An 18403-nucleotide genomic window follows, 5' to 3' on the forward strand; every position below is an offset into this window, starting at 1 on the left:
GTACTCCTTCGGCGGCCTCCGGCCGCCTCAGTCCGTGCGCGCTACCGGACGCTCCCTCCGGTCGCGTCCGGCGAACCGCTCGCTCACTGCGTTCGCTCGCGGATGCTACACCTGCTGCTAAATCAATTTGAGTAAAACGTAGTGTCCGCGCGAGCGTAGCGAGCGCGGTTCCCGGCGACGAGGCGTGGAGCGCCAAGTCGCCGTAGCGCCCGACGACTAACGCGGCGCCTCCGGCGCCGCGGCTGGAGGAGGGCGCGCATATTTTCCCCAAGTTTTTGCCGCGGAGGCGTGTTCGGCGCGTTCCGCGCCGAACCGCCGGAGCGTGCAAAAAGTGGGTTAAAAGTGGGTATTTATCGCATCCCGGGAATCCGCCGCTGCAGCTTCAACGTCGTGTTCATCAGTTTCGCGTACAGCCAGTGGGGCACGCCCGGCGGGTTCGTCATGCCGAGGCGCTTCTGGACGGCCACCGTCTGTGATTCGGTGTACTTCATGATGCCCTCGTCACCGTGGCGTCGGCCGATGCCGGAGTTCTTCACCCCGCCCATCGGAGCGTCGATGGAGGCCCAGGCAGCGGCGTAGCCCTCGTTGATGTTGACCGTACCCGTTTCGATCTGTTTGGCGATCTCGCGCCCGCGGTCGATGTCCTCCGTCCAGATGGAGGCGTTTAGCCCGTAGTCGGAGTCGTTCGCGCGCTCGATGACATCGTCCTCGTCGCTCCACTCGTAGACGGCGACGACGGGGCCGAACGTCTCGTTTGCACACAGTGCCATCGACTCGTCGACGTCCGTGAGGACGGTCGGCTCGTAGAAGTACGGCCCGAGGTCGGGACGGCCGGTGCCGCCCGTGAGGACGGTCGCCCCCTCGGCTTTCGCGTCCTCGACGTGTTCGGTCACCTTCTCGAGTTGGTCTTCCGAGATGAGGCTGCCAACGTCGACGTCATGGTCGTAGCTGGCGCCGATCTGGAGGCTCTCGATCTCGTCGACGAACGCCTCGACGAACTGGCCATACACATCCTCATGGACGTAGAGCCGCTCGATGGAGATACAGAGCTGGCCGGCGTTGGTGAAACAGCCGCGGATGAGCCCCTCGACGGCCTTGTTGATGTCAGCGTCCGCACAGATAATTCCAGGGTTCTTGCCGCCGAGTTCCATCGAGCATTTGGTGAGGTGCTCGCCGGCCTGGCTGGCGACGATTCGGCCCGTCTCGCTGGAGCCGGTGAAGCAGACGAAATCCGAGCGTGCGACGAGTGGCTCCCCGAGCGTCTGCCCGAAGCCGGTGACGACCTGGAAGACGTCACGCGGCAGGCCAGCTTCTCGGAGCAGCTCCACTGCCTTCAGCGCGGTGTAGGAAGTCTGTTCGGCCGGCTTGAGGACGACGCTGTTGCCCGCGAGCAGCGCCGGAATCGCGTCGGAGACGGCGAGCGATAGGGGATAGTTCCACGGGGAGATGATGCCGACGGTACCGACCGGGTGGTGATGCACTTCGGTTTCGGTGAGGCCGGGGAGAGCCCCCTCGCGCTGTTCGCTCTCGAGGTAGTCGGACGCGCGGTAGGCGTAGTGGCGGGACGTGAGGGCGACGTCGAGTACCTCCTCGTAGGCGTGACGGCGCGCTTTGCCGCTCTCCAGTTGGACGATATCAAGGAGGTCTTCGGTGTGGTCGATGACGAGATCGTGGTAGCGTTTGAACACCTCGGCTCGCTCCTCGATGCTGCGTTCCTCCCACGCTTTTTGGCCCTGCTCGGCGCGGTCGAACGCCGCCTCGATATCATCGTCATCGCAGGCCGGCAGTTGGCCGACGACGGTGCCTCTGAACGGTGCCTCGACGTCGAAGCGCTCCTCGACGACACCGGATGTGGTGACGCCGGATTCGAGCCCGGCGAGCAACTCGGGCTCGACCGCTATCTCGCTTCCCTCGACTGCCTCGGAGACTGTCATGACTACGTATACACGCTAACTCGGCATAATCATACGGGAATGTGGGACAACGCCTCAGGAGTTGTCCGAGAACGCCGTCGCTACCGGAGTGAGAGCGAAGAAACGGAACCAAGAGACCGATTAGTGGATGCCGAGCGCTTCGATCTGTTCCTGGTAACGGTTGCGGATGGTGACCTCGGTCACCTGTGCGACCTCAGCGACCTCACGCTGGGTTTTCTTCTCGTTGCAGAGCAGTGAGGCAGCGTAGATTGCTGCGGCGGCGTAGCCCGTCGGAGATTTCCCCGAGAGCATGCCTTTCTCGGCGGTCACTTCGATGATCTCGCGCGTCTTCTGTTCGACCTCCTCGCTGAGGCCGAGTTCCGAGCAGAAGCGGGGAACGTACTGAACGGGATCGACGGGTTCGAGCCCGAGTGACAGTTCCTGGGCGATGTATCGGTAGGTGCGGCCGATCTCCTTCTGTTTGACGCGAGCGACCTCCGCGACTTCGTCGAGGCTACGGGGAATTCCCTCCTGTCGGCAAGCGGCGTAGAGAGCAGCCGTGGCGACGCCCTCGATGGAGCGGCCACGGATGAGGTCTTCGTCAAGCGCGCGTCGATAGATGACCGAGGCGACCTCGCGTACGGAGCGAGGGACGCCGAGTGCCGAGGACATCCGGTCGATCTCGGAGAGTGCGAACTGAAGGTTGCGTTCGCCGGCGTCCTTGGTTCGGATGCGCTCTTGCCACTTGCGCAGTCGGTGCATCTGTGAGCGTTTCTCCGAAGAAATCGAGCGGCCGTAGGCGTCCTTGTCCTTCCAGTCAATCTGTGTCGTCAACCCTTTGTCGTGCATCGTCTGGGTCGTCGGCGCACCGACACGGGATTTCGACTGCCGCTCGGAATGGTTGAACGCCCGCCATTCCGGCCCGCGGTCGATGTTCTCCTCCTCGACCACGAGGCCACAGTCATCGCAGACGAGCTCGCCCCCGCCGTCAGCGCTCCGGACGAGCGAGTCAGATTCGCACTCGGGACAGCCAGTTTCTTCCTCAGTCTCCGTCTCCTCTTCGCTGGTCTGCTCTCGCTGGCGGGTTGGCCCTGGCATTATGCTTATATGGTTTGACTACTCAACATATAAATGCTTTGCACACCGGGGTTCTTGCCACGTCTTCATATATAAATGCCGTTGTTTCAGCCGACGGTCGGCGTAACAACGGTTGTTTGCTATCAATCCCCCAACCATAATGCGGTTCGACCGTGGAACTCGGCCGGTGATGGGTCGTGGTTGGCGGGCGCCCGCGCCGTTCCGGCGGCCGGCTTTTAAGTGACCGAATAGGCGGTGGTAGCAACGAGCGTCGCCATCACCGCGTACGGCGACAGGGCCGACAGCGCGAGCGCCGCAAGACAGGCGATGGTGACGACGGTGACCACGCCGGGCGGCGGGCGTTCGTCGGGACGGTACTCTGTGGATGGCCGAAGGTCGGATCGTCTCATCGTATCACGGGGCGATGCCCCAGGGTTCCGTCGGGAATCGAACCCGCGTGGCCCCAGCTGGCACGGAACCGGACTCATACGGATTGTTGGAGTCGGTTCCCGGCGAACGCCGAGCCGTCCCGGCCGCTCGCCGGTAATTTGGTACAACAATCCGTATCACTCGGCGGCGACCGCGACGACACCGAAACCGTCTCGGAGGCGCTCGTCGGGAGCTGCTATCCCGGTCTCGAAGGCGACGGTGACGCTGGCGTCGACGTAGAGATCGAGCGCGTCAGGCCGAACGCCCTCCAGGTTGTGCACCTCGACGTTGTCGACGCCCTCGACGCCATCAAGGACATCACGGACACCTCCCTCGACGTCACCGACGGCACCTCTCGGGACGCGAACGGTCAGTGTGGCTCGGCAGGTCTGGGCGAGCATACGCCCCCAGCGGGAATCGAACCCGCTTCGCGGGAGTGCGAAGCCGACGGCTATCGGGGGTGGTGAGGCGACGAAGCCTCGTGGCGGACAGCCACATGGCACCCAGGTCAGAACGGCGCAGAGAACGGGTCACACCCGCACAGACGGCACTCCACCGGAAGATATCGGAGAAGGCCGCTGCGCCGCCGAACCGGGGAAGCTCGTTATGCGGCGCGGGGTGCGGATGCGAGCGGAGCGACGAGCCACACAGTCACACCCGAGACGCGCCGCTTGGCGGCAGCGGACGTCGGAATGTGGCTGGTGATCATCGGGGCCTCCGCGTTATATCACCGTGTAAGCGCATGGGTATTAGTGGTTTTGGTGGTTTGAGACGCTCTACCAAGGGTATTCGACGGATATCGCTGTACGCTGGCGGACACATCTGGGTTGTGGTGTCACGAAGCGACAACAGCCGTCGGCGTCGGTGGCTATCCGCTGCTCAGAGTTCGTCGGCCCGAACGATGGCCTCCCGGTCGACGTTCTCGACATCGTCGTAACCGATGAGACCGAGTGTCAGGTCGAGGTCGGCGAGGAAGTTCTTCACGACGCTTTCGATCCCATTCTCGCCGTCGATAGCGAGCCCGTAGGCGTACGGCCGCCCGAGTTGGACGGCATCGGCGCCGAGCGCGAGGGCGATGAGCGCGTCCGCACCCCGTCGGATGCCCGAATCGAAGAGTACGGGGATCTCGGAGTCGAGTTTCGAGACGATGTGCGGGAGCGCATCGAGTGCGGAGACGGCGTTGTCGACCTGTCGGCCGCCGTGATTCGAGACGATGACACCCTCGGCCCCGCGGTCGACGCATTCCTGGGCGTCCTGGGGGTGGAGGACGCCCTTGACGACGACCGGGATATCGGCGAACTCACAGAGCCACTCGAGGTCGTCGAACGTCAGCGATGGATCACCGAAGATGTCGATGAACGTCCGGATGGCTTTGAGTTCCGCCTCCTCCGGGGGTTCATCGAGCAGGCTTCGGAAGGCGTCGTCGGAGAAGTAGTTCGCGACGCCTTCACCGTCGAGGAAGGGGAGGTATCCGTCACGGATGTCGCGCTCGCGCCACCCGAGGATGTTGTTGTCGAGCGTGACGACGAGGGCTTCGTAGCCGGCCGACTCCGCGCGGCGGACAAAGCTCTTCGCGACATCGTCGTTCGACGACCAGTAGAGCTGGAACCAGCCGGGAGTCTCGCCGAGTTCCTCCGCGATGGATTCCATCGTGTGGGACGAAGCCGATGAGGCGACCATCGGTACGTCGAGGCTTGCCGCGGCGCGGGCGGTTCCAAGCTCGCCCGCCTCGTGGATGATCGATTGGACGCCAATCGGCGCGAGCAGCACGGGTGCGGAGAGTTCGGTTCCGAAAAGCTCCGTCGAGAGATCACGCTCGGAGAAGTCCCGGAGCATCCGGGGCCAGAGCCGCCATGCGGCGAAGGCATCGCGGTTGTGGCCGATGGTTCGTTCGCCGCCAGCGCCGCCGGCGACGTAGCCGTAGGCCTTCTCGTCCATGGCCCCGAAAGCGGCTTCTTCGAGTTCCTCGAACGACGGCGGGATGTCCGGTGTGATGTCCGCCATCCCTTCCATGAAAATCTCGACCTGTCTGTCGGAACCGCGGTTCGTATCGCTCATGCAGACGCCGTCGGCGCGAGGCATCAAATAGTTTCAGCCGAACGCTGGTTTTACTCCGGCGTGGGAAGCCTGATGATGAACTTCGCGCCGCCGTCTTCCGACTCCTCGTGGTCGACCGACCCGTCGTACACGTCCGCAAGCCGTGAGACGAGATACAGGCCCAGTCCGTCGCCCTCGCTTTCGGGGCCCTGTTCACCGAGTTCGAAACAGTGGTCGCGAATCTCTTCGGGAAGACCCGATCCGTCGTCGGCAACGACCGTCTCGATGGTGCCGTCACGGCGCGTCGCCTCGATTCGAATCGTCAGCTCCTCGGGGTCGTTGTGCGCGACGGCGTTCCCGAGAAGATTCGAGAACAGCTGGTGGACGAGGCCATCCGCGAAGACCCACAGGCCATCGGGGATATCTGATTCGACGGAGACCGCCGGATGGTCATCGACGACGGACGCGACCTCCTCGCGCAGCACTGCCGAGAAGTCGATCGGCTGGAACTCGCGGTCGTCGCCGAGCGTCTTCACGAGCGTATCCGTGTCCTGAAGCAGGCGGATGATGGCCTCGCTTCGACGGCGGATGACCTCCACGGATGCCTCGCCGGCCTCATCGACGTGTTCCTCGAGGATTTCGGCGTGGCCGCTTATCGCGGTCATGTCGTTGCGAATATCGTGGCGAAGCAGCCGCGTCAGGAGAACGAGCGTCTCGCGCTGGTCTTCGTTGCGTTCGGCGAGACGGCGGTTCCGAGCCGAGCGGCCGTGGTTCACGCCAGCGATGACGCCGAAGGCACCGCCCATGCTTCCGAAGACGACGACCTCGCTGACGAACGCTGCGGTGACGTTGCCCTCGAACAGCGCGCCCAGCCCTGACCAGACGGCGATGAGAAACAGGAACAGGAAGCCGGAGAAACACCACACCATGACTGCGAACCGCTCGTCCCGGGAGAGTTCGCTTCGCTCGATGTGGACGCCAAGTATGAGGACGATACCGCCGAACAGGACGTGGACGACGAGCTCGTACAGCGCGGCCTGAATCGACATCGTGGTCGGCAGAATCGACTCCCACCAGAGGGTGACACCGCTCATAACGAAGACGAGGCCCAGCGCCGCAACGAGTTCGGAGCCATCTATATACCACCTGGAGGCCCCGTCCATTTACACATGGGTAACGTTCGGGTCACAAAACGTTTTCCGAACGCATCAGAACGTGAGTGTGGTGAAACGTCGCTGCTCACGCTTTTTCGGCGAGACAGTCAACAGCAACACGACGGCCGAGAACAGAACTTTATCGTCGCCGGCAGCCACCAGCCACGAGCATGGACATCACAGTTATCGGCGCGGGAAGCATGGGGCATGGCATCGCACAGGTGTCGGCGATGGCCGGCCACGACGTTCGGCTGAACGATGTCGACGAAGAGCGCATCGAGGCCGGCCTCGGAGGCATCGAGTCGAACCTCCAGGGTGGCGTCGAACGAGACAAGATAACCGAATCCGAACGCGACGCGGCGCTTGCGCGTATCACCCCCGATGCAGACTTCGATTCGGCCGTCGCGGACGCCGGCCTCGTCATCGAAGCCGTCCCCGAAGATATGAAACTGAAGAAGAACGTCTTCACCGACATCGAGGCGTCGGCGCCAGCCGACGCCATCATCGGCTCGAACACGTCGTCACTCTCCGTGACGGAGCTCGCGAGCACCCTCGACCGACCGGGGCGGGCCGTGGGGCTGCACTTCTTCAATCCGCCCCACATCATGAATCTGGTCGAGATTATCATCGCCGAACAGACGGCCGAGCACGTCGAGGAGGCGGCCAGCGACTACGTCGAGAGGCTAGAGAAGGAGGCCGTCGTGGTTCGGGACAGTGCCGGATTCGCCTCCTCGCGGCTCGGCGTCGCGCTCGGACTGGAGGCCATCCGGATGGTCGAAAGCGGCGTCGCAAGCGTCGAGGACATCGACACCGCAATGGAGGTGGGGTACAGCCATCCCATGGGGCCGCTCGAACTCACCGACCTCGTCGGACTCGACGTCCGGCTCGATATTGCCGAATACCTCCGTGAGGAACTGGGCGAGCGGTTCCGACCGCCACAGTTACTCAAAAAGAAGGTGCGGGCCGGGAAGCTCGGCAAGAAATCCGGTGAGGGGTTCTACGTCTGGGAGGACGGCGAGGCTGTCGCGCCCGCTGACGACTCCGGGAGCCAGTAGAACGAAGCGGCGAGCAGATTGTCGCCGCGGTTACACAGTTTGGTTGCCGAACAGCCCCGCATACTTATCAGGATTTGATATAATTTGTTTGTCACATGTCTGGTGACGTCTCGGGCAGCCACGACGATGCCCGAAACGCAGTTCTACACGACGTTCGAGGGGCGTTCGACGACGTATCATCACTGGGGCAGCCAGCGGAGTCGTTCCTCGACGAATCGCTCTTCGAGTTCCGGTGGCCGCCGGCCTGGACGCTCGAGAGACGCTACTGGGTCAACGAGCCGTTCGCACATGTAGCCATCCTCCGGAACCCGGAGACGCGCGAGCGCCGATACCATCTGACCGAACCCGCGCTCGATGACTTCGAGGCGCACGTTCGACAAGACGTCGCCGACCGGGTGCGAACACGGCTGCTGGATGCCGGCATCGACCCGGACGACGTCGGGGGCGGCCTCGGAAGTGAACTCGACGAGTATATCGCCCGCGAAGCCGAACACGTCGCTCCAGGGATTCGTCAGAAAATCGGCTACTACCTCCGGCGAGATCTCCTCGGCTACGGCACCGTCGACCCGTTCATGCGCGACCCGGCCATCGAAGACCTCCACGTCGGCGGCGCCGACCTGCCGGCGTTTATCTACCACGACACCTTCGGCAACGTCGGTACGAATCGCTCGTGGGATGCCGACCGACTCGATTCGGTGGTCGTCCGCCTCGCACAGCGGGCCGGGCGGCATCTCTCGGCCTCGCGACCCCTGTTGACGACGACGCTACCGGACGGCTCCCGGCTCCAGGTGACGCTCGGCACTGATGTCGCCACCCACGGCTCGAACATCACGCTCCGGAAGTTCCGTGAGGAGCCGTTCACGCCGCCGGAACTCATCAACTACGGCACCTTCTCCATCGAGCAGATGGCGTATCTGTGGCTGGCCATCGAGCACAACTGTTCCGTGCTGTTCATCGGGCCGACGGCGTCGGGCAAAACCACCTCGATGAACGCCAGCTCGCTTTTCGTCCCGCCGGACGCGAAAATCGTCTCTATCGAGGAGACTCGCGAGGTGAACCTCCCCCACGACAACTGGATCGCGACCGTCACTCGCGAGACGGATTTCGCCAGCGAACGCCCCGGCGTCGGCACCTACGAACTCCTCTCCGAGGCGCTCCACCAGCGGCCGACACACATCATCGTCGGTGAGATTCGTACCGACCCCGACATCGTGTTCACGTTCTTCCAGGCGATGGGAACCGGCCACGCCGGCTTCACGACCTTTCACGCCGATACGGCTCGGGACGCCGTCCGGCGCCTCCGCAACGACCCGCTTTCGATACCCGACGAACTCGTCTCCGACATCGATATCATCTCGCTGCAACACCAGATGGAACTCGATGGCGAACTCACGCGGAAGGCCCGAACGCTGACGGAAGTCCGCGAACCGGACGACCCGGATGTGACACAGCCGCGTCTCCACCGGGTCTTCGAGTACGACGCCCGCGCGGACGTCTTCGAGCAGTCGGCCGCCTCACGGTTGCTCCGTGACGTTGCCGACCGGCAGGGATGGACGGAGGCCCAGCTGTCCGAGGAGCTTCAGCAGCGCAGACAGGCGCTGACGTATCTGGTCGAGAACGGCATCACCGCCTACGAGCCGGTGACTGCGTTCCTCTTCCGATTCGGTCGCGACCCCGAAACCGTTCTCGACCGCATCGAGTCGGCATCGCTCGGCGAAACGACCGCTATCGACGTTGTGAGCCATGAGTGAAGGCGAGCGTCCGGACGACGGCTGGCCGCCCATCGAGCGTGAAGCCTACGACATCAGCGAAATCGAGACCAGCGACGGGAATCTCGACGCCTACCGGTTCGAGACACCCGAGCGACACCCTAAACTGCAGGAGTCCGACCTCCGTGACGCCTACGGCGACGTTCGGGGGTGGTTCCGGTATCGCGCGCGCGAGTTCGATGCCCTCGACCACACGCTCCGGGCGTCCAGAACCGACGTCCCAGTTGACGAGTATCTCACCCGGAGCGCCCGGCTTGCCGTTCGCGGTGGCGTCGTCGGCGGCGTAATCGGTCTGCTTTCCGGCTTCGTCATGGCCAGTTCGCTCGGCTTCCCGCTCGGGCTGGTCGCCCTCTTCGTATCCCCACTCGTCGGCGCGCTCCTCGGTGGCGGCGCCGTCTGGACGGCGCGACGGTATCTGCCGTCCGTTCGCGCCTATCGGCGCGCGAGACACACCGATTACCTCCTGCCGCAGACGGTCGTGTTCCTCTATGCGCTCTCACACGGCGGGCTCGACCTCTTCGAGTCGATGGAGCAGCTCCGGGAATCGACGGATGTCCACGGCGAGGCTGCCATGACGTACGACCGCATCGTCGACGACGTCCGGTGGTTCAATCGTGACCTCTTCGCGGCTATCGCCGCCGCGCGCGATATCGCACCCGGTGATGCGACGGAGACGTTCCTCGACGAACTGGTGAGCGTCCTCGAGACGGGCGGCAACGTCGACGAGTTTCTCGAAAACGAGGCGAACCGCCACCTCGAACTCGCAGAGCAGAAACACGAACAGCTGCTGGACGAACTGGAGACGCTCGCGGAGGCCTACGTCACGGTCGTGTTCGCGGGGCCGATTTTCCTGCTCGTCATCCTGATGGTGGTGAGCTTCCTCCAGCCGGGGCTGTTCATCCCGATGCAGGCGCTGGTGTACGTCGGTATGCCACTGTCCGTCCTCGTCATCTGGGTGTGGTCGTCGTATCTGACCGAACCACAGCAGGACTCCCACCCAGGTCGACAACTGTCGAAACTGCTGGAAGGTGGGGGCACGGACGAGTACGACGACGACCGAATCATCGCTTACGAGCGTGAGCACCATCAGACACTGCTCGGACAGTTCCTCACCGCACCGTTGGAAACGCTACAGTCGCACCCACACGCCAGCCTCCTGGTATCTGCACCAATCGCGGCCGTCGTCAGTATCGGGCTCTTCGTCATCAACCCGTTTCCCACCTCAGCGCCCGTCGCGACATCGAGCGCGCTCTTTGCGATTCCGTTCGTCATCACTACCGCGCCGTATGCGTACTTCCACGAGCGTCGCCGGCGACACGAACGCCGGGTCAGGGACAGATTCCCGGCGGCACTCAAGATCATGGCAGACGGCGACGAGAACGGCCTGCCGCTCGTCGAATCGCTGGAACTCGTGACGAGTCGGACGAGCGGCCACCTCTCCGATGAGCTCGACCGGGTTCGTCGGGACGTGGCGTGGCACCACGATCTCGTGGCTGCCTTCGAACGGTTCTCGACCCGGCTGGGCGTCCCGGAGGTCAAACGGTCGACGCGGCTCGTCACGTCGAGCATCGAGATGACGGACGATCTCGCGCCGGTACTCGACATCGTCTCGGAGAACCTCCGGATTCGCAACGACCTCCGAACCGAACGGCGCCGCCACACGCTCCCGTACGTGCTCGTCGTGTTCGTCGGCGTCGGGGTCTACCTGTTCATCGTCGTGTTCTTCGAGACGCATTTCCTGCCCGTCGTCGCGGAGGCCGCGGATGCCTCCGGGTCGATGTTCGAGGGAACGGCGTTGAACCTGGGTTCCGTCGACGGCAGCGCGTACCGACGACTGTTCTTCCATTCGGTGTTGATTCAGGCGACGCTCAACGGTCTGCTCGTCGGCACCCTCGTCGATGGACGAGCCGCCAGCGGATTGAAATACGCCATCGGGATGGTGGCCGTCTCGACGGCCGTGTTCATCGCCGTCGCGTAGGTCTTCTACCTGCGGTCTTGACAGTGAGAGCGAACGGTCGCCGGCCGAGCACGAAAAACCGCGTTTCGAGGCGTCGACTAGACGTGAGTGTTATAAGCTCTCATACCGTCGTGTAGATACCGGTACTCATGAGACTATATCCCACGAAACAGTGGCTGGAGGAATACGGCCGGATCATCGACGAGAGCAAGGCGATGGACGACGTGGCCACGGGCTGGGGCACGTCGTTCAACGGTGACATCCGCATCGATATCGAAGACCTGCCGCTCTCGGAGACGACGCTCGGTGACCTTCCCGACGACGTCCTCGAAGGGGTGCCCGAAGCGTTCCGCACGAAACTGCTCGACCTGTCGCTGGCTGAGGCACCCAGTTCGATCGATGAGTCAATTCGAGCGACGCTTCCGGAGCGACCCCGAGACCTCCTCACGCAACTGGAGGAGTACGTCATCGATGGCACCATCTACGCCTACGTAGGGCTCGAATCGGGCAACTGCACTGGCGTCGAGGTGCTCGACGACCCCGACAAGCGGGACGTCGGATTCGAGATCAGCGGCTCCTATGGAACGTGGCGACAAATCGTCGACGGGCGTCCGGCCGCCTCGGCCATCCTGAGCGGTGACCTGCACGTCGAGGGAAGCCGTCCGCGACAGCTCCAGTATTTCGCGGTGCTGCAACTGCTCGGTGACCTCGCGGCCGAGGTGGAGACGGATCACATCTTCGAGAAGCCGTCTTCCTCTCCCAGTGATGTCGTTGTTGACAATGCCGTCAGACAGCCGGTCATCTTCCAGCGGTTCGCACACCGCCAGGCGACGTTGGCTTCGAAGACGCTGAACCTCCTGTAAGCTCACAGCTGGACGGCAAACCGGGCACCGCCATCGGCACTTTCCTGGACATCGACGCTCCAGCTGTGGCCGTCGGCGATGCGCTCGACGATAGTGAGGCCGAAGCCGGTGCCGTCGTCGCTCGTCGTGTAGCCCGAATCGAAGATGCCCTCGCGTTTCTCTGGGGGGATGCCGTCGCCATCGTCGGCGATGTAGAACCCGGAACCGTTCGGTAGCGGGCCGACCGAGACAGTCACGTCGGCGCCGCCGTGGTCAACGGCGTTGGCAAAGAGGTTCTCAAACAGCTGGTGGAGCCGCTCACCGTCAGCGTCGAACTGGAGGTCACCGTCGACGGCGAGCGTCGCCGACCCGGTTTCGACGAGCGGCCAGGCCTGCTCGGCCCGGTTGCGAAGCGACACCGACTGTTGTTCGCCGACGCGTTTGCCTTCGGTAGCGAGCCACAACAGGTCGGTGATGATCTCGTCCATCCGTTCCAGCGATTCCTGCACCTTGCCGATGTTGTCATCGTCGACGCGGTCGTCCATGAGTTCCAGATACCCCATCGCGACAGACAGTGGGTTCTGGAGGTCGTGTGAAACGACGGCGGTGAATTCGTCGAGTCGCTCGTTCTGGCGTTCGAGCGCCCGGTAGTTCGTCAGTCGGTCGAGGACGGCTTCGAGATTCGAGATGAACACACGCCCGATGGCGATATCGGGGGCGTCGAACGCTGCCGGGTCGTCGGCGGTGAGACGCGCCAGGCCGTACTCGCCAGCGGGCAACAGGAGTTCGCTCTCGGCGTCGAGCATGCCAGGCGGCTGCTCGACGTGCCGTGTCTCTCCGGCCTCGAATGCGCTCCACAGACGCTCGTTGGCCGACGAAAGCGGCTCCGGGTCATGGCTTTCGGGCGTCGAGGCTCGCGGAACGAGTGCCTCCTCGGAGTCGTCGTAGCAGTATATACAAACCGACGTGACGTCGAAGAGGTCGTCCAACTGCTCGCAAGCGCGTTCGGAGACGCCCGTCTCCGAGGAGGTGTCGAGCCAGCGCCGAGTCGCGTCGTGGAGGGTTTCGAGCCGCTCTTCCCACTCGATGCGGTCGGTGATATCGGCGTTGACGGCGACGAATCGCTCGATATCGCCGTCGACGACGATGGGCGCGATGGTTTGGTTGACGACGTATCGGTCGCCGTCCGTTCGGCGATTGATGATCTCGCTTTGCCAGACCTCGCCGCTGGTGATGGTGTCCCAGAGCCCGTCGTAGAACGCCGCGTCGTGTTCGCCGGATTTGAGAATCCGTGGCGTTCGGCCGATGGCTTCCGATGCGGTGTATCCGGTCACCTCCTCGAAAGCCGGGTTGACGTACCGAATCGTGCCGTCGGTGTCGGTGATGTAGATGGAGTGGCCAGCCTGCTCGACGGCGCGTTTGAAACTCCGTACGCGGACGTCCGCCTCCTGTGGCGTGAGCGTGCTGTCGACGCGCTCCTCGACGTGTTCGGCCAGTCGCTCGAGACGGTCGTCGGCAGTAGAGGGGACGTACGTGACTCGCTCGGTTCGCATCGCGCGGACGGCGAGCTGTTCCGTTCCTTCGTCGGGCGCCACTACGACCGGCACGTCGGCGGTGTCACGAACCTCGGTAACGGCATCGATAGCACCCTCATCGGGGAGTGAGCCGGCAGTCACCACACAGTCGATGGCGTCGGTTTCAAGCCGGGGGGTCGCTGCCGAGACCGACGGCTCCGTGACGACGTTCACCTGCAATCTGTCGTCGAGTTCCGAGCCAACGCGGCCCGTGAACCTGCCCTCCCCAAGGCAGAGAACGGCGTCTCCCACGGTATGTGGCTGAATTGGTGGGCGCCCGGATAAAGAACGTTTCCGTTTCAGAAGGTGAGAGACCACAGGCGGCTGCGCCGAGTCATGCGCGGTGGGTCAGATCGGGAGCACGGAGACCCCGAAGGCGTACTCAGCCCCGATATCAGCGGCGAAAAGCAGGAACATCGCGGCCGCCGTGTAGTGGAACCACGTCCGGTCGAGCAAGCGAGCGGCCCGGTGGAATACGAGCGCGGTCATGAGGCTCACGGGGACGATAGCGAGCATCTCGCCGATCCAGATAGCCGGGTGAGCGCCGTACTGGACGGCCAACCCGATCGTAACGAGCTGGGTTTTATCGCCGAACTCCGCGAAACCCATCGCGGAGAAGGCGGTGACGTACCCACCCGCACGACTGCCAGTCTCTTCGAGGTCGACTCGCGTAGCGTCCCCGTCGGTCGTTACGGGCTCGTCAGGTTCGTCGGGGACATCGGGCTCGAACGCCCCACTTCCGTCGTATCGGTGGTGCGAATAGAGGATGATGCCCGCGAACGCGACGAACATTGTGGCGGTCAGCGCATCCAGATACAGCTGTGGGAAGGCAGCCTTCAGTGCCTCACCGAGGACGATTTCGAGTATCGTCCAGCCGCCGAAAGCCGTCACCGCGCCTGCGACGACGTGGTAGGGGTTGTATCGCGTCGCGAGGCCGGCGATGACGAGCTGTCCCTTCTCGCCGGGAAGTGCCAGAAGCTGCAGCAAGAACGCTGTCACGAGTACTTCGCTCCAGGCAGCCATCGTGTGAAGCGTGGGCCAGGCGACGTATGAAAACGTCGGGTTCGGATGCTCGATGCGGAGGAGCGATCTGCTTTCGTCAGGGCGTGTACGTCCCGTGGAGGTCGTCCTCCGCGATAACGTGGTCTTCGACGGCGTCCCGGAGGTCGTTCGCCGTCGTCGACGACGGGAGATCGAGTTCGGTATCAAGCGCGTACAGCTCGAACCGGTAGGTGTGTTCCCTGTCTGGGGGGTTCGGGCCACCGTACGCCTGTTCACCGAAATCGTTCTCTCCCGCCTCGGCGCCCGCAGATTCTGGGTTCCAGCCCTCCGGAATCCGTTCTCGGCCGGGGTCGATGTTCCAGACGAGCCAGTGTTCCCAGATCTTTCCGGCCGGCTCGATGGCGTCGGGGTCGTCCATGATGAGCGCGAGCGATTCGGCGTCGGACGGAACGCCTTCGATCTCCAATGGGGGATTGACGTTCCGCTCGGTGTAGCCGTACTCCTCGGAGATAGGGTCGCCATCGCTGAAGGCCGGGCTTGTCAACGAAAGTGGCATTGTTCCAACTGTTTCTACAACCCCCCGGTTTGTATGCGTACCGCCGGCTCAGTCGAGGTATCGCTCGAACCACTCGGCGGCGACGTCAGCGACGATTTCGAGCTCCCCCTCGCCCTCGAAGAGGTGTCCTGCGCCTTCGACGACGTGGAGGTCTTTCTCACAGTCCAGCGTCTCGAACGCCTCGCGGTTGAGTTCGAGGACATCGTCGTCCTCGCCGCCGACGACGAACAGCGTCGGGGCGGTGACATCACCGAGTGCCTCCGAGGCCATATCGACGCGGCCACCACGAGAGACGACGGCGCCGATGTCATCACCGCGGTTAGCGGCCGCCCGCAACGCCGCAGCGGCGCCCGTACTCGCTCCGAAGTAACCGACATCCAATTCCCTGGCATCCGGCTGGTCGGATACCCAATCCGTGACCTTCTCGAGGCGGTTCGTCAACAAGGGAATGTCGAATCGCGTCTTCCGGACGACGTCTTCTTCCTCCGTGAGCAGGTCAAAAAGCAGTGTGCCGACGCCGTGCTCGCGGAGCACCTCGGCGACGTAGTTGTTTCGCGGGCTATGACGGCTGCTCCCGCTTCCGTGAGCGAACACGACGATGCCAGACGCTCCGTCCGGCACCCGCAGGTCGCCCTGGAGTTCGACGCTGTCGACCGGAATCGAGACGATGTTTGCCGAGTCCGCGCTCATGATATCGAATGGTTGCCGAGCCGTTAATAACGAACTCCCAACACGTTTAGGCCCAGTCTTTTCGGCCGGGGCGTCGGAGTGTCGGCCATCCGAGGCGGTCTTCGATGCACTGGACGCCGAAGGCGTGCCGCGAGAGTGGGTGCTCGGCGTCGACGAGGAGAAGCTCGACGTCGTGCTCGCGGTGACCGACGTCGAGGAATCGGCGGTGTACGACACGACCGAGCAGGTCTACATCCAGAAGACCGGCGTCGAGGAAAGCGAGAAGCAGTCCCGGCTCCAGGGGCTGAAAGACCGCCTCGCTGAACTGGAGGATGCGGAAGCAGAATCGTTACACGAGGAAATCGAGGGACTCGAACAACGCATCGACGAAGTGCTCGCATCGGCCTGAGCGGATGGTCGTCGTGCTCGTCCGTGGCCCGCTGGCGTCGGCAAGACGACCGTCGCGACCGAACTGTAGAGCGCCCACGGGCGGACGTGAGGATTCAAGCGTGTAAACCGTCGACATGGACGAGATGACCGCCGAGGCAGCCGCCGAACGCATCCTGACAGCTATCGAACCCTATCTGGGGGAGTAGTCCCCAGGGTCTCACTCAGCCAGTTCGAAATCGTCGACGTGGCGGTGGCCGTCACGGTGGCGTTCGAGATAGTAAACGAGGCCGGGCTGGTGGGCTGCGCCGACGATGAGATGAGAGGTGTCAGCCTCGTTGTGGTAGACGGCGTAGTCCGCCATCCGTTCGTTGCGGGCGTGAGAGACCAATTCGAGTTCGGGGTCGTGGCGGCGCAGCCACTCCCGTTCGAGCGGCTGCGGGAGGAACATGCGTTTGTAGTATCGCTGGAGGCCGCCGAGCAGTCGGGGGTTCTCGGCGGCCTGCTTCGAGCGAGCGAAGGACTCGAAGTCCTGCCCCATCGCGGCGTCTTCGTGACTCATCAGGAACCCCGAAGCGACATCGCCGAGCACGCGGCGGAAGGCGTCGCTGTACCCGTCCCCATCCGAGTGGATGAGCGAGAAGACTGCGTCCCGGAACTGTGAGGCAGCGTCGGTGACGTCCTCGACGAGGCTATCGAAGCCGACCGTGCCGTCGAGATGCGAGTCGATATCGCGTTTCTCACACTCCGCCAGCGCCCATCGGTAATCGTCCATCTCACAGACACCGCCGATGTCCTGGAAATACATCGGGCGGATGCCCTGTTCGCAGTACACCGAGTCGCCAGCTTCGAGAAACGACGAGACGTGTGCTCGGATGAAGAGCCGTTCGGCGTCCGTATCGGCGTGGGTGACGCCGTGGACGACGAACCGTTCGCCATCGACAGTTACCGAGTCACCGGGGAGGTCGCCCGTCGGCGTCGATGCTGGCAGCTCACTGTCCCGGAGTTTGGCCCACTCGCCTTTGGCCTCGAAGTAGGCATCGTGCTCGGTGCCGACGCCGGTCAGGTCGACGAGGTCGGCCAGCTGCGTCGCGTTCCGGAGTCGCTCCAGTCGCTCACGCTCGCTCGCGGACAGCCGCGGCGCGCGGTCGGAGCCGAACGCCATCATTGCAACTACTCGCGCAGCGGCAATAAATGTCGGCGTGGTGTGTTCTGGGGCCGCCCGGCCCGGTGGTCGACGACTGAACCGCCAGTAGCGTCGGGACAAATCCCTTAATGAATGGCAACGAAGGGTGTTACATGGCAGACGTAATCGTGGTCGGTGGCGGTGCCGCCGGCCTCAGCGCGGCGCTTTTCACACAGAAGAACGGGCTCGAAACCACCGTCTTCGACACGGACAAGACGTGGCTGCACAAGGCACACCTGTTCAACTATCTCGGCATCGGCTCACAGGACGGGACGGCGTTCCTCGAAACCGCGCGCGAACAGGCCGACAGCTACGGCGTCGAACGGCACCAAGGCCAGCAGGTGACCGGTATCGAGGAGACCGACGTGGGGTTCCGCGTGACGACCGACGACGGCGACTACGAGGCGTCGTACGTCGTGCTCGCAACGGGGACGAACCGTGACCTCGCGGAATCGCTGGGCTGTGCGTTCACCGACGAGGACGTCGTCGACGTGGACGTGACGATGAAGACGAGCGTCGACGACGTGTATGCGACGGGCGCGATGGTTCGCGCCGAGGAGTGGCAAGCCATCATTTCGGCCGGCGATGGCGCCGCTGCCGCGCTGAATATCCTCACGAAGGAGCGCGGCGAGCATTTCCACGACTTCGATGTGCCTGCGGACGCGGCTGCCGTTTTCGGCGAGATAGGCGGCGAATAACCGCCGATATCAGTGGCGGGGTAAGTCGTGGAGTCGATATCCGGTGAATTATAAACTGGGTCGTCCTGCTTTGAGATAACAGTGTGGCGCCGCGGTCG

17 protein-coding genes are annotated in these 18403 nt (G+C 63.6%); 7 read left to right on the forward strand and 10 right to left on the reverse strand.

The genetic code is table 11. The features are described 5' to 3' along the window. Nucleotides 1–350: 350 nt before the first annotated feature. The 3 genes from ACI8UR_RS00980 to ACI8UR_RS00990 form a co-directional block, all read right to left on the reverse strand. The gene (locus ACI8UR_RS00980; RefSeq protein WP_415087466.1) at nt 351–1934 is read right to left on the reverse strand and encodes a succinic semialdehyde dehydrogenase; all 1584 of its coding nucleotides are present in this window, start codon (nt 1932–1934) and stop codon (nt 351–353) included. 120 nt (nt 1935–2054) lie between these two features. Beyond that, nucleotides 2055–3011 (reverse strand): transcription initiation factor IIB, encoded by a 957-nt coding sequence (locus tag ACI8UR_RS00985; protein ID WP_411716416.1) that lies wholly within the window; start codon nt 3009–3011, stop codon nt 2055–2057. Nucleotides 3012–3226: 215 nt separating this feature from the next. Then, complete coding sequence (locus ACI8UR_RS00990) at nt 3227–3400, reverse strand: hypothetical protein (protein WP_415087467.1); 174 nt, start codon at nt 3398–3400, stop codon at nt 3227–3229. Nucleotides 3401–3538: 138 nt separating this feature from the next. On the opposite strand from ACI8UR_RS00990, the gene ACI8UR_RS00995 reads away from it, so the two are divergent. Beyond that, nucleotides 3539–3886 (forward strand): hypothetical protein, encoded by a 348-nt coding sequence (locus ACI8UR_RS00995; protein ID WP_411716407.1) that lies wholly within the window; start codon nt 3539–3541, stop codon nt 3884–3886. 412 nt (nt 3887–4298) lie between these two features. Here ACI8UR_RS00995 and ACI8UR_RS01000 read toward each other — a convergent pair whose 3' ends face one another. Next, the gene (locus ACI8UR_RS01000) at nt 4299–5477 is read right to left on the reverse strand and encodes an alpha-hydroxy-acid oxidizing protein (RefSeq protein WP_415087468.1); all 1179 of its coding nucleotides are present in this window, start codon (nt 5475–5477) and stop codon (nt 4299–4301) included. A 50-nt stretch (nt 5478–5527) separates the two neighbouring features. Beyond that, on the reverse strand, nt 5528–6619 hold the full coding sequence (locus ACI8UR_RS01005; RefSeq protein WP_411716405.1) for a sensor histidine kinase: 1092 nt from the start codon (nt 6617–6619) through the stop codon (nt 5528–5530). A gap of 161 nt (nt 6620–6780) precedes the next feature. Between ACI8UR_RS01005 and ACI8UR_RS01010 the strand changes: the two genes are divergently transcribed. The 4 genes from ACI8UR_RS01010 to ACI8UR_RS01025 all read left to right on the forward strand — a co-directional run bounded on the left by ACI8UR_RS01010 (nt 6781) and on the right by ACI8UR_RS01025 (nt 12254). Continuing rightward, on the forward strand, nt 6781–7665 hold the full coding sequence (locus ACI8UR_RS01010; protein WP_411714785.1) for a 3-hydroxyacyl-CoA dehydrogenase family protein: 885 nt from the start codon (nt 6781–6783) through the stop codon (nt 7663–7665). A 95-nt stretch (nt 7666–7760) separates the two neighbouring features. After that, nucleotides 7761–9416, forward strand: coding sequence for a type II/IV secretion system ATPase subunit (locus ACI8UR_RS01015; protein ID WP_411714784.1), 1656 nt, complete (start codon nt 7761–7763; stop codon nt 9414–9416). Next, nucleotides 9409–11412 carry a type II secretion system F family protein gene (locus tag ACI8UR_RS01020; RefSeq protein WP_411714783.1) on the forward strand — a complete coding sequence of 668 codons (2004 nt, stop codon included), beginning with the start codon at nt 9409–9411 and terminating at the stop codon, nt 11410–11412. Before ACI8UR_RS01015 ends, ACI8UR_RS01020 begins: the two co-directional genes overlap by 8 nt. Nucleotides 11413–11540: 128 nt before the next feature. Further along, a complete protein-coding gene (locus tag ACI8UR_RS01025) occupies nt 11541–12254 on the forward strand; it encodes a sterol carrier protein (protein ID WP_411714782.1) in 714 nt (237 codons plus the stop codon). Nucleotides 12255–12256: 2 nt separating this feature from the next. Here ACI8UR_RS01025 and ACI8UR_RS01030 read toward each other — a convergent pair whose 3' ends face one another. The 4 genes from ACI8UR_RS01030 to ACI8UR_RS01045 all read right to left on the reverse strand — a co-directional run bounded on the left by ACI8UR_RS01030 (nt 12257) and on the right by ACI8UR_RS01045 (nt 16055). Beyond that, nucleotides 12257–14059 carry a PAS domain S-box protein gene (locus ACI8UR_RS01030; RefSeq protein ID WP_411714781.1) on the reverse strand — a complete coding sequence of 601 codons (1803 nt, stop codon included), beginning with the start codon at nt 14057–14059 and terminating at the stop codon, nt 12257–12259. Between the two features lie 96 nt (nt 14060–14155). Further along, nucleotides 14156–14830, reverse strand: a complete 675-nt coding sequence (locus tag ACI8UR_RS01035; protein ID WP_411714780.1) for a TMEM165/GDT1 family protein — start codon at nt 14828–14830, stop codon at nt 14156–14158. A 76-nt stretch (nt 14831–14906) separates the two neighbouring features. Further along, on the reverse strand, nt 14907–15365 hold the full coding sequence (locus ACI8UR_RS01040; RefSeq protein ID WP_411714779.1) for a YbhB/YbcL family Raf kinase inhibitor-like protein: 459 nt from the start codon (nt 15363–15365) through the stop codon (nt 14907–14909). A 48-nt stretch (nt 15366–15413) separates the two neighbouring features. Continuing rightward, on the reverse strand, nt 15414–16055 hold the full coding sequence (locus tag ACI8UR_RS01045) for a dienelactone hydrolase family protein (RefSeq protein ID WP_411714778.1): 642 nt from the start codon (nt 16053–16055) through the stop codon (nt 15414–15416). A gap of 124 nt (nt 16056–16179) precedes the next feature. On the opposite strand from ACI8UR_RS01045, the gene ACI8UR_RS01050 reads away from it, so the two are divergent. After that, the gene (locus ACI8UR_RS01050) at nt 16180–16443 is read left to right on the forward strand and encodes a hypothetical protein (RefSeq protein ID WP_411714777.1); all 264 of its coding nucleotides are present in this window, start codon (nt 16180–16182) and stop codon (nt 16441–16443) included. 198 nt (nt 16444–16641) lie between these two features. On the opposite strand, the gene ACI8UR_RS01055 is transcribed toward ACI8UR_RS01050, so the two are convergent. Further along, the gene (locus ACI8UR_RS01055) at nt 16642–17586 is read right to left on the reverse strand and encodes a hypothetical protein (RefSeq protein ID WP_415087469.1); all 945 of its coding nucleotides are present in this window, start codon (nt 17584–17586) and stop codon (nt 16642–16644) included. Between the two features lie 110 nt (nt 17587–17696). Between ACI8UR_RS01055 and ACI8UR_RS01060 the strand changes: the two genes are divergently transcribed. Next, complete coding sequence (locus tag ACI8UR_RS01060; protein WP_411714775.1) at nt 17697–18305, forward strand: FAD-dependent oxidoreductase; 609 nt, start codon at nt 17697–17699, stop codon at nt 18303–18305. Nucleotides 18306–18403: the final 98 nt, after the last annotated feature.

It is taken from the genome of Natronomonas sp. (assembly GCF_047616845.1).
In the GTDB taxonomy this organism is placed as follows: Archaea; Halobacteriota; Halobacteria; order Halobacteriales; family Haloarculaceae; genus Natronomonas.